The sequence below is a fragment of the Halocola ammonii genome (genome assembly GCF_049334165.1).
GTDB lineage: Bacteria > Bacteroidota > Bacteroidia > Flavobacteriales_D > Sanyastnellaceae > JBEGHD01.
Genome location: NZ_JBEGHD010000022.1, coordinates 1 through 17,231 on the forward strand (window position 1 = coordinate 1; position 17,231 = coordinate 17,231).

Genomic DNA, 17,231 nt, shown 5'->3' on the forward strand with positions numbered 1-17,231 from the left:
TGCTCTTTCACGATCACACTAATTGACGACATCGACCCAACAATCACCTGCCCGGCTGACTTTGACGTGGCTACGGATGCGAACTGTGAGTTCTCGATTCCTGACTACACGAGCCTTGGAACAGCCGCAGACAACTGTGACGCGGATGTAACGATTACCCAGAGTCCAGCAGTCGGAAACATACTTTCAGGTGAAGGTACTACCCAGACCATCACTTTGACGGCCACCGACAACGCGGGTAACACAAGCGATTGCAGCTTTGTGATCACGCTGATTGACAACATCGATCCGCAGATCACTTGCCCAGGCGATCAGAACGAGCCGGTAGATGCAAACTGCGAGTTCTCGATTCCTGACTATACAAGTCTGGCAACTGCTACCGACAACTGCGATGCAGGAGTGACGGTAACTCAGTCACCAGCAGCCGGCAACACATTGAGCGGAGCAGGAACGACTCAAACGATCACACTCACTGCCACCGACAACGCAGGTAACACAACGACTTGTACTTTCGATATCACTCTGATTGACACGATCGATCCGGTGATCACGTGCCCAGGTGATCAAACAGCGAGTGCCGATGCGAACTGCGAGTTCACGATGGCCGATTACACCGGAATGGTAACTGCCACGGACAACTGCGACAGTTCAGTTGATGTAGTTCAGTCGCCAGCGGCAGGAAACATTGTTTCTGGAACAACAACAGTGACAATGACTGCAACTGACAATGTAGGTAACGTTTCAACGTGCACTTTTGAAGTAATCGTAGAAGACAACGCAGCACCGACAATCGTGGATTGCCAGACGGATATCGACCGAAGTCTCAACGCAAATTGCGAATATGTTCTGGAAGATTTCACAGGGGCTATCACAGCTACAGATAACTGTACTCTAGATGCGGATTTGGTTTACACTCAATCGCCAGCAGCAGGTACAATCTTGAATGGTGTGGATGCAATTCATACTATCACTTTGACGGCAACAGACGCCAACGGAAATTCGACTGATTGCTCGTTCGATATTACCTTGGAAGACACGACTGCTCCAGTAATTGCTTGTCCAGCTGGCTTCAATGAGTCGACCGATGCGAATTGCGAGTTCACTATTCCAGACTACACAAGCCTGGCAACCACTAGTGATAACTGTGATCCAGGAGTTGTAGTCACTCAATCTCCAGCTGTTGGAACTGTGCTTTCAGGTGAAGGAACGATTCAGGTTATCGTACTGACTGCAACCGATGCGAGTGGAAACTCATCTGACTGCTCATTCACCATCACGCTGATTGACGACATTGATCCAACGATCACTTGCCCTGCAGACTTTGACGAGGCAACGGATGCGAACTGCGAGTTCTCAATTCCTGACTACACTTCTTTGGGAACAGCTACAGACAACTGTGACGCGGATGTAACGATTACTCAATCACCGGCAGTCGGAAACGTACTTTCAGGTGAGGGAACAACCCAAACGATTACGCTCACAGCTACTGATAACGCAGGAAATACTTCAGACTGCTCATTCGTGATTACGCTCATCGATGACATCGATCCGCAGATCACGTGCCCGGGTGATCAGAACGAACCAACGGATGTGAACTGTGAATTCCCCATTCCTGATTACACGAGCCTTGCTGTTGCAACGGACAACTGTGATGCTGGAGTCGTAGTGACACAATCACCTGTTGCTGGTACAATTTTGAGTGGAGAAGGAACGACTCAGACCATTACATTAACCGCTACTGACAACGCTGGCAACTCAACGACTTGCTCGTTCGAGATCACACTGATCGACACCATCGATCCGGTGATTACTTGTCCGGCAGACCAGACGGTTTCTGCTGACGCGAACTGTGAGTTCACAATGGCCGATTACACTGGAATGGTAACCGCCACTGACAATTGCGACAGCTCGGTTGATGTAGTCCAGTCGCCAGTGGCCGGAGACATCGTTTCTGGAACGACAACGGTGACAATGACAGCGACAGACAATGCCGGAAACGTTTCTACATGCACATTTGATGTGATTGTAGTGGACAACACTGACCCGGTATTTGATAGCTGTGCGCCAGATGTGACGGAGTTTGTAGATGCAAGCTGTGAGTTTGCCCTACCAGATTACACCGGATTGGCTGTGACATCAGACAACTGTGACACAGACATAGAAGTGACTCAGTCGCCAGCAGTTGGTTCAGTTTTCAGCGGACACGGAAACGTGATTCCAGTGACACTGACAGCCACAGACGACAACGGAAACTTTACCACTTGCACATTTGATGTGACTTTGGAAGACAACACTGTTCCATCGATCTCTTGTCCTGCAAGCTTCGATGTTGATGGTGATGCAAACTGTGAATTTTCAATTCCAGATTACACGGGAATGGCTACAGTTACGGACAACTGTGACAGTAATCCAGTTGTAACTCAATCGCCTGCTGTAGGAACTGTTCTCGCTGGAGAAGGCAATGTTCAAGTGATCACACTCACAGCAACTGACGCTGCTGGAAACGAATCGTCTTGTTCATTCACTATTACTCTGATCGATGTGATTGCTCCAAGCATCACTTGCCCTGGAGACATCGTGGAGAACGTAAACGAATTCTGTGTCTTTGAAATTCCGGATTACACAGGCCTGGCGACAACTGCCGACAACTGTGACTCAGATGTGGAAGTTACTCAGTCACCGGCTGTGGGAACAATCATCAGTGCATCTGGCACAGTTCAGGAAATTACTTTGACTGCTACCGATAATGCTGGAAATCAGACGAGCTGCACTTTCGATGTGACGCTTGACGATGTGATTGCTCCGACAATTACGTGTCCGGCAAATCAAACCGAAGAGGTGGATAACGCATGCGTATTCGAAATTCCAGATTACTCAACATTGGCCACGATTGACGACAACTGCGGTACTTTCACCGTGGATCAGACTCCGGCAATCGGAACCGAAGTAACTCTTGGAACACACAACATCACACTGACAGTGACAGATCCTGATGGAAACAGCACAGACTGCACTTTCCAAATTGAAGTTATCGATGCAATTGATCCAGTGGTGACATGTATTGCAGACATCACGGTTCAGCTTGATGAAGACTGCGGTTACGAAGTGGAAGATTTTACTGCTGTGACAACGGTGACGGACAACTGTAGCTCAATCTTCGAAGTTGTTCAGTCACCAGCTGCAGGAACAATCATTACTACAGACACTGTGATGACAGTAACTGCAACTGACGAAGCTGGAAACTTCAGCTCGTGCACGTTCAACATTACCCTACAAGACACGATTAACCCAGTGATCACTTGTCCTGATAACATCGTTGTCACGACAGATCCGGGAGAATGTGGTGCTGTAGTGGATTACGAACTACCTGTGATCACTGATAACTGTGACGACCTCACACTCGAATTGATTGCAGGACTTGATCCGGGAGAGTTCTTCGATCAGGGAGTTACAACCAACACCTACCTGGTGACGGATGGATTTGGCAACACTGCCGAATGCAGCTTTACAGTAACCGTGAATGATGAAGAAGCTCCATCAATCGTTTGCCCACCGAGCATCATCGTAGAAAACGACAGCTCGTTCTGTGGTGCAATCGTAGAGTACGACCTTCCTATAGTTGACGACAACTGTGGCGTGGATACTCTAATTATGACTGAAGGAATTGCTTCTGGTGAGTTCTTCCCAGAAGGAATCACACTGGTAGAGTACGAAGTGACAGATATTCACGGAAACACAAGCGTTTGCTCATTCACAGTGAGAGTTGACGACACTGAGGCTCCAATTATTGAAGCTTGCCCTGCAGATATCGTGATGCCGAACGACACTGGCGATTGTGGTGCGATTGTAACCTACGATCTGCCTGTAGCGACAGACAACTGTACGATCGATACGATCCAGGTTGTTTCCGGCCCTGAGAGTGGAGAATACTTCGAAGTAGGAACTACAACAGTCTCTTACCAGGTGATTGACGAATCAGGAAACAGCAGTTTCTGTGAGTTCACTGTTACAGTTGAAGACACCGAACTGCCTGTAATCACTTGTCCGGCAGATATTGAAGTAGAAAACGACAACGGAGTTTGCGGAGCGGTAGTAGAATACGACTTGCCGGAATTCTCAGACAACTGTGAAGGTTCAGGAATCGAGATCACAGATGGATTAGAAAGCGGAGAAGAATTCCCTGTTGGAGAAACCACAGTGACTTACCTCGTGACAGACGCAGCCGGAAACACCAGCGAATGCTCGTTCACAGTAACTGTGCTCGATACTGAAGCTCCAGTGATCGAATGTCCAGAAGACATCGTTCAGGAAGAAGAAGTGGTGATTTACGATTTGCCTCAGTTCTCCGACAACTGCGGTGCTGAAATCACCCTTATTGAAGGACTGGCTAGTGGAGAGGAATTCCCTCACGGCTACACCACTGTTACTTATGAAGCAGTAGACGAAGCCGGAAATGCAACGAGCTGTTCTTTCACCGTGCTTGTGAACACTCCGCCAATTGCCGTAGACGATGAAGTGAACTTCTACGAAGAAGATGACATCATCGACATCGATGCACTACTCAATGACTGGGATCCAGACGATGACGACCTCACGATTACGAGCATCACAGCGCAGCACGGTGATGTGGGAATCAACCCTGACGGCACGATTTACTACGACCCACTAGATTTCTGTGGCGATATCGACACGTTGACTTACATCGCTTGCGATCCTTTCAACGCCTGCGACACAGCAATGATTTTTGTAGAAGTAGAATGCTACATCGATCTGATTATTCCAGAAGGATTCTCACCTAATAACGATGGAGTGAACGACACGTTCGAAATCCTCGGGCTTGAGGATTATCCAGGTCACAGCATCGCCATCTTCAATAGATGGGGCCGCAAGGTATTTGAAGCTTCACCGTACAACAGCGACTGGGACGGCCGCGCCATGTTTGGCAACACCGGAGATTCCGAGCTGCCTAAAGGAACTTACTTCTACTTGCTTGATCTAGGAAATGGCGAAGCACCTGTGAAGGGCTATATCTTCCTGAACAAGTAATCACCAAAACCAAAAAAGTGACATTAATGAAGTTATATATAAACGATATGACATCAGCTAAAAGAATAAAACCAAAACCTAAAAGGCTAAGTGCCGTAAGATCATGGCACCTATTACCTTCAAAGAAATTAGCTATGAAGTTACTCGCAGGGCTACTGCTGCTTCTTGTAGCGCTCGGTGCACGGGCACAGCAAGAATCAGCATTCACCCAATACGTTTTCAACAACCTGACGCTCAACCCGGCATACGCTGGCTACCGAGAGGCAATGGACCTCACCGCGCTGCACCGCAGCCAGTGGGTTGGTTTCGAAGGGGCACCGCAAACATCTGTGATCTCCTTTAACACACCGCTCAATGCCAATCGCCTGGCCGTTGGGGCAACATTGATGAACGATAGAATAGGGCCGAGTAATCACACCTCATTTTCGGCAGACTTCACCTACCGTCTTCCTGTCAATCAACGCTCCACTTTGGCTTTTGGATTGAAAGGAACGGCTTCGCTTTATCAGGCCTCTATTGCCGATTTGGAATTGATCGACCCTACAGATGAGCTTTATGCCACCAACACAAAAGGTGTTTTTATGCCCAATGTTGGAGTTGGTGCTTTCTATTACAATGAAGATTTTTTCGTGGGGCTTTCGGTTCCCAGGCTACTGAAAAACGACATGTACAACCCTAATAATCAGGATGTATCGACAATGGTGGCCACCAGCGAACCCACTGCTTATTTGATGAGTGGCGCGGTGTTCGAAGTGAACCGCGAAATTAAATTCAACCCTACCATGTTGATAAAAGCCACTGAAGGTGCCCCTCTGTCAGCCGGATTGTTTGCGAACTTTATCTTTTGGGATACCTGGCGTGCCGGAGCTTTTTATAACTACGGAGAAATGGCTGGTGGAGTCGTGCAGTGGCAAATAAATAATCAGCTCAGAATCGGCTACTCCTTTGACGTAGCGGTGAATGAGCTAATTGCAACCAATCTTGGTAGTCACGAGCTGATGCTCAACTACAGATTTAAATTTAGACGAAAAAGAATTGTGTATCCACGATACTTTTAATGAATACCTGACATGAAGACAACGACCTTTTTACTCGCCCTCGTGATGATTTTTACCGGCCTGGATGCTTTTTCTCAAAAGCTTCCACAAACCGAAAGGGGAGATCGTGCTTTCGAAAAGTTCGACTTTAGCAGGGCAATAGTATTTTATGAAATCGCTCACGAAAAAACTCCGGAAGACCCTTACATTACTAGACAAATGGCTCTTGCCTATGAAAATATGGGCGATGCTGAGAATACTGCTTTTTGGTTCGGAAAAACGCTTGAGCTCGATGACTCAAACCCTCAGGACATGCTCAAATATGCCCAGGCTTTGAAAAAGGTAGAGAAGTACGAAGAAGCAATGACCTGGTTTGAGAAGTATCACAAATTAAAGCCCGAAAGCGAATTGGCAAACAACCACCTTGAAGACAAGCGTTACTTCGTTGACTTGATGGAAGATTCTGTTCGATACGACATTAAGAAACTCGCATTCAACAACGATAATCCGGCTTTTGGTTTTACTTCATTCGAAAACAGCTACATCTTTAGCAGTGCGGGAGTTGAATCGGCTCTCGTGGATGAAAAAAACCCATGGAATGATCTTCCTTACCTCGATCTTTACGAATGTGAGCTTGGAGCTAATAATGAATTAGTTGACATTCGACCGCTCGAAGGCGCTGTAAACTCGCGTTTTCACGATGGTCCGGCTTGTTATGACCCAAGCACCAAGACGCTCTACATCACTAGAAATAATATGGAAAAAGGCAAGCCGGTGAGAGACGAAACCGGTACCGTAAATCTCAAAATTTATGAGACAACTTTCACCGAGAGTGGCTGGAGCGAAGTTAGAGAATTGAACTTCAACAGTGACGAGTACAGCAATGGTCATCCAACAATTTCTGCCGATGGCAAAGAGATGTATTTCGTTTCGAACCGTCCCGGAGGCTTTGGAGGAACCGACATTTACAGAACTGAGAAGAACGGAAACTCGTGGGGAGAACCAGAGAATCTGGGATCTACCGTCAATAGCGAAGGTGATGAAATGTTTCCTTTTATTGCGGATGACAATTCCCTGTACTTTGCAAGTACCGGTCACGTAGGCCTTGGTGGGCTCGATTTATTCCGCGCCATGAAAGAGGCTGGAAAATGGACCGAACCTAAAAATCTGGGTTACCCTGTAAACTCATCAGGTGATGATTTCAGCGTTTTCTACAATTTAGAATCTCACGATGGTTATTTCGCTTCAAACAGAGGTAAGAAAGGTGACAACATCTACTACTTTGAGTCGAAGCAAATTGAGAGAAAAATCATTGCCGGAAAACTGGAGACCAATGAATTGGATAGATCCCTGGCAGGTCAAAAGATTGTGATGGAAAATATGAGTACGGGAGAGAGAGAGGATGTGGAAATTGACAAAATGGGAAGGTTTAGAGTAGAAATGAAACCTCAATCAGACTACAAGCTGATGATCCTGCCGGAAGAAGAAACTGCAGAAAGAGTTCAACCGAGAGAAGTTTTCACTCAAAAACTGAGTGCAGAAATTGACGATCCCTATGAAGACATTGGGGTGCTGGCAATTCCAGAGGCAGTAGAAGAAGAGCCTGTAGCTGAGTTGGTGGAACCTGAGACGGAGGAGCCAATTGAAGAAGAGGTTGAAGAACCAGAAGAGATCGAAGAAGAACCAATAGAGGAAGTAGCCGAAGAACCTGTGGAAGAAGAGGCTCCTGAAGAATCGAAAGACGTTGAAGATGTGAGCCACTTGCTGGCCGCCAGAGAAATTGAGCAGATCTACTTCGGCTTTGACAAGGCAAAGGTGAGAAAGCAAGACGTTGATAACATGAATCGCCTTGTAGACCTAATGCGAGAAGACGAAACGTATCAACTTGTGATTACTTGCCACACCGATTCTCGCGGATCGAGAGCCTACAATGAAAAGCTTTCAAAGCGCAGAGCAGAAGCTACCAGAGCCTTTTTGCTGGAGCATGGAATTGACGAAAGCAGAATTGAAATCAGCTGGAAAGGTGAGGATGATCTTGCAAACCACTGCGCAGATGGAATCACTTGCTCGGCTACTGAGCACATGAGAAACCGGAGAGGTGAGTTCACCCTACTCAAAAGTCAGGGGCCTGCCTTGTAGCGAACGCAAAAAAATTAGCCAAAACAACGATTCAAAAGTCCGGAGGGAGAAATCCTTTTCGGACTTTTTTGCTTTAGACTGTTTCTTCAGCAACCTTCATCAAAGTGAGCAGAAAGTGAAAAGAGTCGGCATCAAAATTTTTAAGTCGCACGATCAAGTCCAGGTCGATTTTATTCTGAACCGCTACTCTTTTCGAAAGCTCCTCGAAAAGAAGCCGTTCATCCTCAGTGGCCTTTTCCAAATAGTTTGACTTTGTTTTGAGGCTATCGCGCACAAAACTCCCGGCTGATGTAAGTTTGAGATTTTGCCTGTAGTAGATCTTGCGAATCTGCTCCGATTGCTGCACTCCAAATCCCCAATTTGCATTTTTGATATCAGCCGATTTTGGATCGACTTTTTTGAGAAATCGGTGAAAGAACCTGAAGTCCTTCTTTTCCTCGTCATCCACAGACATTAAGAGTTCAAAAAGCGGAAGACAATAAAAAGGCGTGAAAGACGGAAGAAAACAGCGGTTGCGATCTTCTCCTTCAAACAACCAGTTCCTCGCGCGGTTTTCCATAGTGAAATGCCTGAACTTTCCTTCCCAGCTCGTTTCCGTATAACTTTCAAAAAGCTGTTCGATAGATTCTCTGATCGTTCCAGAAGGCAATCCAAAGATCCTTTCTGCCGTGGTTTCCGGAAACTTACGGTTTGCTCTCAGGGCGTAGCTCAGGAGTTTTTTTCCTTTGAAAACACGACTGTCGGGAAGCAGCGAAGGAAGAACCTTGTCGCCACCATCGCCAGTGAACACAGCCGGATTTTCAGATTGGGCGCGAAGAGTTCTCAAAAATGGAACCATGAAAGTCATGTCGAGCATACTTTGTCCATTTTTACAATCGTAGAGTTCCAGAAAGTCTCTTTTTTCAGGATTCTTGAGATCTACGAGCGTCAGCTCTTGCGAATGAGCATTTGTGATGAGTCGGGCAACTTCTACATCACGCTCTGCGGAGCCAGCCACATCTCGATAGGTGATTGCTTTGTATTGTATTCCCAGAGCGTCAAACCCTCCTGCAAGTGCCCGTGAGTCGAGTCCTCCGCTCAGTGCCAGAAGAGGGTTGTCGCAAAATCTGGTTCTGCTTTCCAGTGCTGAAATGAACAGCTCTGTCGCCTGGTTGGCTGTTCTCTCAGGATCGGGTTTCGAGCCTAAAAGCAAATCGTAGTCGGTAGTTTTGTGGCGATAGAAGTTCAGTTCTTTACCTACTACAGATGCATAACTGCCACCCGCGAGTCTTTTCACACCTTGATAAACCGTACGATCTCCGAGAGTAAATCCAAAAGTCAGCGATTCTGCAGCTCCCTGATGATCCAATGTGAGCTTTTTCAATTTGCCTGGGAAATCGGCATTTCGAGTTAGAATGTGGTCTCCCTCGATTGCACAGGAATAAATGGGCAACCGACCCAAAACATCGTTGACAACTCCGGATTTTTTACTCGGCTTGTGAAAGAAAAACAATACGAACTCGGCATCGAGTTTTCCGAAAGTGGATTTCAGTATTTCTCCGGAATTTTCCGATACAATAAGTTGCTGAGTAAGCTTTTCCAACTCCTGTCTGTGATTGTTCCAGTCGTAAGCATATCCTTCAAAAGCGATGAAAAATTCTCGTGTTTCCCAAAAATCGACTGGATGATTTTCACTGCCCGATTCGACCGAGACGTCAACCTCTTCTGAAGAGAACAGCGTCCTTGAGTGCTCTTGCAGAGTATTGGGTTTTAGCGTTTGGCTAAATTTAAAATGAATATTCAGGCCGGGCATTTACGGTGTTTTGGGGAGTTCAACTCTCCAGCGAAAATATCGATTATTGGCAAGTTGCTGGCAGTTTCCCAACTTAGTGCCACGCAGCCTGGAGAAAATGGACGGGCGACAACAAACTCATGAAATTGCTGTTTAGAAACGTGCCGGCAAATTGCAGAGAAAATGATAGGATATCAGTTTAGCAAATTCATTCCCGAAAAAGACAAACGCACGCCTTTTGAGCGGATGCTCGATGTATTTCTCGAGTTGGTGACCTACACTTCGGGTGATGTGGACGAAGCGTTGGATTGGCTTCGCGAAATCGATGATGAATACAATCTTTCGGGTGATGATTACAGTGTTGATCAATTTGAGGAAGACCTTAAAGAAAAGGGATACATCAAAGAACCGGGTGACAGCGGTGGCCGGCCGACAATCACTGGTAAAACCGAGCAAGCTGTTCGTCAGCGTTCACTGGAGCAAATTTTTGGGAAACTAAAAAAAGGCAGTTCAGGAAGTCACAAAACCCAGTTTATGGGACGGGGTGAGGAAGCCACTGCCGACCGCAGAAAATATCAGTTTGGCGACAAGCCAGACCAAATTGCGTTTTCCGAGTCCATCAGAAATGCACAGATCAACCACGGTACGGGTGATTTTCACCTGACTGAAAACGACCTCGAAGTGCGCGAAACAGAGTTTAAGACGATGACCAGCACGGTGCTGATGATCGACATTTCTCACTCCATGATTTTGTACGGTGAAGACCGCATTACTCCCGCCAAAAAGGTGGCCATGGCGCTGAGCGAGTTGATCATGAAACGCTATCCAAAAGACACGCTGGACGTGGTTGTTTTTGGAAACGATGCGTGGCAAATAAGCATCAAAGATTTGCCATACCTGCAGGTTGGGCCCTACCACACCAACACCGTGGCCGGACTTGAATTGGCGATGGATATTTTGCGCAGAAGAAAAACGGCCAACAAGCAAATTTTCATGATTACGGACGGAAAGCCGTCTTGCCTCAAAGAAGGTGGAGAATACTATAAAAATAGCTTTGGTCTCGACCCTTACATTGTTGGAAAGTGTCTCAATTTGGCTCGCAAATGCAGAAAAGTGAACATACCGATCACAACTTTTATGATTGCCTCGGATCCTTATCTGCAGCAGTTTGTAGACGATTTTTCAGAGGCCAATCAAGGCAAGGCATTTTTCACAGGCCTCGAAGGTTTGGGCGATATGATTTTTGCGGATTTTGAGAAAAACAGAAGGAGAAGATCACGATAGAAATGAGAAACGAAGAAAAGCGAGACAGAAATAAAAATATGCAAGGAAGAGAAAAGATTATCACACTGGGAGAACTCAAAAAATCGAGTTATAAGCCGAAAAGTATCAAAGAAGAGTTGAGAGATAACCTCATTGAAAAGCTGCGCAAAAAGGAGCCTGTTTTTGAAGGAATTCTCGGTTACGAAGAAACAGTGATTCCCGACATTCAGCGGGCCATTCTTTCAAGACACAGCATGAATCTGCTCGGTCTTAGAGGTCAGGCAAAAACGCGCATGGCTCGTGCCATGATTCACTTGCTCGATGAGTACGTTCCAGTTGTTGCCGGCTCCGAGTTGAATGACGATCCGATGCAGCCGATTTCTCGTTTTGCCAGAGATTTGATTAAGGAAAAAGGAGACGACACTCCCATTGAGTGGATGCACCGAAGCGAGCGCTACGTTGAAAAACTGGCAACTCCTGACGTTACTGTGGCCGATCTGATTGGCGATGCGGATCCGATAAAGGCGGCTAACCTCAAGCTCGATTACAGCGATGAACGTGTGATTCACTTCGGGCTTGTGCCGAGAGCTCACCGCTGCATTTTTGTGATCAACGAACTTCCCGATTTGCAGCCGCGAATTCAGGTGGCGCTCTTCAACATTTTGCAGGAAGGGGACATTCAAATTCGCGGATTTTTGTTGAGGCTGGCTCTTGACGTTCAGTTTGTTTTCACTGCAAACCCAGAAGATTACACCAATCGCGGAGCAATTATCACTCCGCTGAAAGACCGGATCCAAAGTCAGATTTTGACTCATTATCCGAAGTCGCTGGAATTGTCGCAATCCATTACAAAACAAGAAGCACAGGTGCTCAGTAGCCAGTCAGATATTGTTGCAGTGCCAGATCTTGTTGCCGATTTGCTGGAACGCGTTTCTTTCGAAGCTCGAGATTCTGAGTACATCGATCAAAAGAGTGGAGTCTCGGCAAGGCTCACCATCACGGCTTACGAAAACCTGGTGAGCACGGCAGAGAGAAGGGCGCTCATCAATGGAGAGAAAAAGACGTTGGTTCGTGTAGGGGATCTCGCTGGGGTTATTCCGGCCATCACTGGAAAAGTCGAACTGGTCTACGAAGGCGAGCAAGAAGGTCCAAAAAATGTGGCTCAGCGACTCATCGGTTTGTCTGTTCGCAAGAAGTTCCCGCAGATGTTTCCCGATCCGGAGTTGATAAAGCGCAAAAAGCTGCAGAATCCCTACGAAAAGCTCATTGGCTGGTTTGGCAAAAACGAATTGGAATTGCCCGTGGATGCTAACAAAAAGGACTACCAAGAGAGTCTTAAGAAGGTGGATGGGCTCGAAGCACTGGTAGAAAGGTATCAGCCTGAGGCAAAGGGAGAAGAGAAGTTCTTGATGATGGAGTTTCTACTTCACGGATTGGCCGAATTTTCACTCCTGAGCAAAAATGAGTTGGAGTCTTCCATCGGGTTTTCTGATCTTCTCAACTCACTGTTTTCGTCAGGAGAGGATGACGAAGACCAAGCTCCCCGATTTACCGGCTTTTAGGGTAAGTCACCTTTCTTCGTTCAGGATTTTTAGGATCAAACTTTACCGTGACAGCTGTGCCGATGTCGAACATTGGCTTGTCTTCGGATCGTTCTTTCGCTTTAAAACGAATCTGTTTTCCCTCCTGATCTGAGAATTCGATCATCGGGTAAAAGAATGATTTTCCGCCAGAAACGGTTTTCATCCAGTTTACGATGGTGCCTTTTGTTTCTACCGCTCTCATCCTGAACTGGATGGCCGGTTTAGCTTTCCACCAGATGATAAGAAGTAGAGCAACAACGCAAAGAATTTGTACAACGATTTCTAACCAGGGAGCCATGCCGTAAAGCTAAAGTTTTTGACAAAAAAAACAGGACAATCGCTTTTGATTGCCCTGCCTAACCTAACTTTAAACTACGTGTAAAAGGATTACACGAGTCTCATGAATACTGTGATATTCTTCTCAGTTCCTAAAGCAAATATAAATATTTAATCCATAGTTCAAATATTAAGTGGTCATTAACTTATTGAATAGATGAAATTTATAGAATGTCTTTGGGCTCAGCCATCCAGCCTAGTGAATACGTACCTTTGAGCTAAATTATGTCGGGCGCTACAAAAACAAACGGAATTGTATTGAAATTCATTCGCTACGGAGATTCGAGCGCTGTATGTAAGATTTTTACCAGAAATTATGGTTTAAAGTCTTTTATGGTAAAGGGAGCGATGAGGAAGAAAACCGGTAAGCAATCTCTTCTTCAGCCATTTACCCCTGTTGAGTTGAGCTTCAGGCACCGCGACACCAATCAGCTACAGTATCTTCAGGGCATCAGCAGAAGCATGGTGTTGTTGAGTTTGCCTTTTGATATCAGGAAATCTACAATCTGTCTTTTTCTCGATGAATTGCTGCTCAACACATTGAGCGAAGATTATGTCAATCAAGAGCTTTTCGATTTTGTGGAGCATTTTATAGAGCTGCTCGACCACAGCGAAAAACCCGAAAACTATCATCTCTTTTTTCTGATGAGGCTTTCGTCTTTTTATGGAATCGCCCCTCAGAATCAAGGTAAAGGGAAGTATTTCGACCTCTCTGAAGGAGAGTTTGTCAGTCGACCTGGTGGATTACCGACTCTGGATGAAGAGGAGAGTGCTGCTCTTCTCAAGCTGCTTCAAACTCCTGCTTCGCAAATTGAAGATTTAAAAATCTCAGGGAAAGTGAGGCAGAAACTGTTGCACGGCTTGCTTGAGTACTTCAGTTTGCACCTGGGTCATTGGAAACCGATGCGTTCCCTTGAGATTCTGGAGTCTGTTTTTCACTGATGTTCTACACAGCTTTTCGGCCGTTGAAAATTGTATTTTTGGACTCCATTCGGAAAAATGAAACCAGCTCGTGCAGTTTAGGGAAGTAATCGGACAACAGGCAATTAAGAAAAGGCTCATCAACGCTGTGAGAGACAACAGGGTGAGCCACGCGCAGTTGTTTTACGGACCCGAGGGCTGTGGAAATCTCGCCCTGGCACTGGCTTACGCGCAATACCTGTCGTGTCCCGATCGCACCGAAGAAGACTCGTGCGGTGCTTGTACGTCTTGCAGAAAGTTTCAAAACCTGCAGCACGCAGATCTCAATTTTTCTTATCCATTTGTAGCTAGCAAGGCTTCGAAAGTCACCACAGCTGCAGACGTTTCGCAGACCTGGATCGACTCGGTGAAGAAAACGCCATATCTCAATCTCGAGTACTGGCTGCAACAACTCGATGCTGAAAACAAACAGCCGTTGATCAATGTGAAAGAGTCGGAGAGAATTGCTCATGTCCTCTCGCTTAAGGCTTACGAAGGTGGTTACAAGTTTATGGTGATTTGGCTACCTGAGCGAATGAATAATGGCGCGGCCAATAAGCTCCTAAAGCTGTTGGAAGAGCCGCCAGACAAAACAGTTTTTCTGCTCGTTTCTCACGACTACGAGAACATCATTCCCACGATTCAGTCGAGAACACAGCTCGTAAAAATCAACGCGCTCAGCGATGAAGAAGTGAGTCGGGCGCTAATTGAGAAATACGATGCTTCTAAAGAAAAAGCGACTTCTGTAGCACACCTGGCTGACGGAGATTTTTTCAGAGCACTTCAACTTCTGGGGGACAACAAGGAGTCCAATGCGAACTTCGATTTCTTCGTTAGCTGGATGCGATTTTGCTACAAGCAAAACCTAAAAGAACTAGTGCGATGGACCGATGAAATGGCTAAAGTCGGTCGTGAAAACCAGAAGCGATTTCTGGAGTATTCACTGCACATGGTTCGCCAGTGCATTGTGAAGAACTACACCAAAGGCGAGCTCGGAAAGTTAACTCCGGGAGAAGCGGCTTTTGCCGATAAGTTTTCACCTTTTATCAATCACGCCAACGTAATTCAGCTCACCGATGAGCTCAATCAGGCACATCGCGAAATCGGTCAAAATATTTACGGGAAAATTCTCTTTTTCGATCTCAGTATCAAGGTTAGCAAGCTGCTTAGAAAGACCTAAACTCCATTTTCGGACTTCGGCAATTCCTCTGTCGAAATATTTACCTTTGTTCACAGTTTCATAGAGTGAAACAGAGCAGTTATTTGCTGCAAAAAATAAAACAACCAGAAGGAATATGGGATGTGAGTCGTGTTCAAACAAGGGCGGAGGATTGCCGGCAGGATGCCGCAACAATGGCTCTTGTGGTGTGGACGGTTGCAATAAATTAGACGTTTTTGATTGGCTTTCAGGTATGGATTTACCCGATAGCCAAAAACCATTTGATATAGTTGAAGTGCGGTTTAAAAACAGCCGCAAATCCTTTTACCGCAACACTGGCGACCTCGAATTGCAGGTGGGCGATGTTGTTACGGTAGAGTCTTCACCCGGCCACGATGTGGGCATAGTTTCAGTAGTTGGCGAGTTGGTCAGGCTACAGATGAACAAAAAGGGAGTGAAGGACAATCACGAGGTCAAAAAGATTTATCGCAAAGCCACACAAGAAGATATAACCACCTGGCAGGAAGTCAGGATGAAAGAGAATGACACCATGATGATTTCTCGCGAGATTGCCGATAGCCTCGGCCTCGTGATGAAAATCAGCGATGTGGAATATCAGGGCGATGGCAAAAAGGTCACCATTTATTACACCGCAGAAGGTCGTGTAGACTTTCGGGATCTTATCAGAAAGCTCGCGGAGTCTTTCAAAACCAGAATTGAGATGCGCCAGATCGGAGCGCGGCAGGAAGCCGGTCGTCTCGGTGGAATAGGATCGTGTGGGAGAGAGCTTTGCTGCTCTACCTGGCTTACCGATTTTAGATCAGTGTCAACTAGTGCAGCTCGCTATCAGCAGCTTTCGCTAAACCCACAAAAACTTGCCGGACAGTGCGGAAAATTGAAATGCTGCCTCAATTACGAGCTCGATCAGTACCTCGATGCGATTAAAGAATTTCCGCCACCATCTACCAAACTGTTCACGCATAAAGGAACAGCCGTTCATTTCAAGACAGACATTTTTAAACGCATCATGTACTTCATTTACGAAGAGCAGATGGGCGGAGCTCCCGTTGCTTTGAGCATCGATGCTTTGAACGAAATCATGGAGATGAACAAGGCCGGCAAGAAGCCCGATGATCTTTCCGGTTTCATAGAGCGAGAAGAAGTGGAAGAGGTGGATTACCTAAATGCTGTTGGCGAAGACAGCCTCACTCGCTTCGATAGAACAAGCAAAGGCGGAAGGAAGAAGAAGCGAAAAGGCAGAAAACCCGGTGGAGGACCTAAGAACAAGGGTGGCCAATCTGCAAAGGGAACAAAACCGAACAAGGGTCCTAAAGGTAAAGGGCCGCAAAACAAAGGGCCGAAAGGAAAAGGCCCAAAAGGAAAACCCAAGGGAAAAGGCAAAGGCCCAAAAGGCGGTGGAAAACCAAAGAACAAGAACAACTCAGGACCGAAAAACGATGGCAAAGACAAGAGTTAAATTGATTGGTGCTTTGGCAATCCTTCTTGTGGGACTTGCCTCCTGTGACAACGATGTTGTTTATGAAGAAAATCGGGAGATTGCAAAAGCTGTGTGGTCGGCCGATGAGCCAGTTGTGTTTTCTTTTGAAGTGCAGGACACGGTGAGTATGAACAACATGTTTATCAACCTGCGCAATGGCGACAATTATCCATTTAGCAATCTGTTTCTGTTTGTGGAAATGTCGTTTCCAAATGGCAAAACAAAGACCGATACCATCGAGTGTTTTTTGGCTGCACCAAACGGTGAGTGGTTGGGCTCTGGAATTGGCAATGTCTACGACAACCGCTTTTTGTATCAGAAGCAAAAACGCTTTCCGCTCGAGGGTCAGTATAAGGTGAAGATCAATCAGGCGATGCGAAGAGACTCGCTGCCCGAGATTTACGATGTCGGTTTTCGAATAGCCCGCGCGAAGTAGAAT

General features: G+C 46.3%; 11 protein-coding genes. 9 read left to right on the forward strand and 2 right to left on the reverse strand.

What is annotated here, in order from left to right:
- The 3 genes from ABHV44_RS15830 to ABHV44_RS15840 form a co-directional block, all read left to right on the forward strand.
- Window positions 1-5,046: HYR domain-containing protein (locus ABHV44_RS15830; RefSeq protein ID WP_459075694.1), on the forward strand; the 5,046-nt coding region annotated here is incomplete at its 5' end.
- Between the two features lie 134 nt (window positions 5,047-5,180).
- Entirely contained in the window at window positions 5,181-6,104 is a 924-nt protein-coding gene (locus ABHV44_RS15835) for a PorP/SprF family type IX secretion system membrane protein (RefSeq protein ID WP_459075695.1), read from the forward strand.
- A gap of 12 nt (window positions 6,105-6,116) precedes the next feature.
- Entirely contained in the window at window positions 6,117-8,222 is a 2,106-nt protein-coding gene (locus ABHV44_RS15840; RefSeq protein ID WP_459075696.1) for an OmpA family protein, read from the forward strand.
- A 73-nt stretch (window positions 8,223-8,295) separates the two neighbouring features.
- Here ABHV44_RS15840 and ABHV44_RS15845 read toward each other — a convergent pair whose 3' ends face one another.
- Complete coding sequence (locus tag ABHV44_RS15845) at window positions 8,296-10,014, reverse strand: hypothetical protein (protein ID WP_459075697.1); 1,719 nt, start codon at window positions 10,012-10,014, stop codon at window positions 8,296-8,298.
- Window positions 10,015-10,176: 162 nt separating this feature from the next.
- On the opposite strand from ABHV44_RS15845, the gene ABHV44_RS15850 reads away from it, so the two are divergent.
- Together ABHV44_RS15850 and ABHV44_RS15855 are read left to right on the forward strand one after the other, a co-directional pair.
- Complete coding sequence (locus tag ABHV44_RS15850; protein ID WP_459075698.1) at window positions 10,177-11,277, forward strand: vWA domain-containing protein; 1,101 nt, start codon at window positions 10,177-10,179, stop codon at window positions 11,275-11,277.
- Window positions 11,278-11,279: 2 nt separating this feature from the next.
- Window positions 11,280-12,818 carry a magnesium chelatase gene (locus tag ABHV44_RS15855; RefSeq protein ID WP_459075699.1) on the forward strand — a complete coding sequence of 513 codons (1,539 nt, stop codon included), beginning with the start codon at window positions 11,280-11,282 and terminating at the stop codon, window positions 12,816-12,818.
- Here ABHV44_RS15855 and ABHV44_RS15860 read toward each other — a convergent pair.
- Window positions 12,805-13,137, reverse strand: coding sequence for a DUF3592 domain-containing protein (locus tag ABHV44_RS15860; RefSeq protein ID WP_459075700.1), 333 nt, complete (start codon window positions 13,135-13,137; stop codon window positions 12,805-12,807). The two genes, ABHV44_RS15855 and ABHV44_RS15860, sit on opposite strands and share 14 nt — an antisense overlap.
- A gap of 263 nt (window positions 13,138-13,400) precedes the next feature.
- Between ABHV44_RS15860 and recO the strand changes: the two genes are divergently transcribed.
- The 4 genes from recO (at window position 13,401) to ABHV44_RS15880 (ending at window position 17,228) form a co-directional block, all read left to right on the forward strand.
- Entirely contained in the window at window positions 13,401-14,117 is a 717-nt protein-coding gene (recO, locus tag ABHV44_RS15865) for a DNA repair protein RecO (protein WP_459075701.1), read from the forward strand.
- Between the two features lie 70 nt (window positions 14,118-14,187).
- The gene (locus tag ABHV44_RS15870) at window positions 14,188-15,315 is read left to right on the forward strand and encodes a DNA polymerase III subunit (RefSeq protein WP_459075702.1); all 1,128 of its coding nucleotides are present in this window, start codon (window positions 14,188-14,190) and stop codon (window positions 15,313-15,315) included.
- 115 nt (window positions 15,316-15,430) lie between these two features.
- A complete protein-coding gene (locus tag ABHV44_RS15875) occupies window positions 15,431-16,771 on the forward strand; it encodes a PSP1 domain-containing protein (protein WP_459075703.1) in 1,341 nt (446 codons plus the stop codon).
- The gene (locus tag ABHV44_RS15880; protein WP_459075704.1) at window positions 16,752-17,228 is read left to right on the forward strand and encodes a gliding motility lipoprotein GldH; all 477 of its coding nucleotides are present in this window, start codon (window positions 16,752-16,754) and stop codon (window positions 17,226-17,228) included. Before ABHV44_RS15875 ends, ABHV44_RS15880 begins: the two co-directional genes overlap by 20 nt.
- Window positions 17,229-17,231 lie beyond the last annotated feature (3 nt).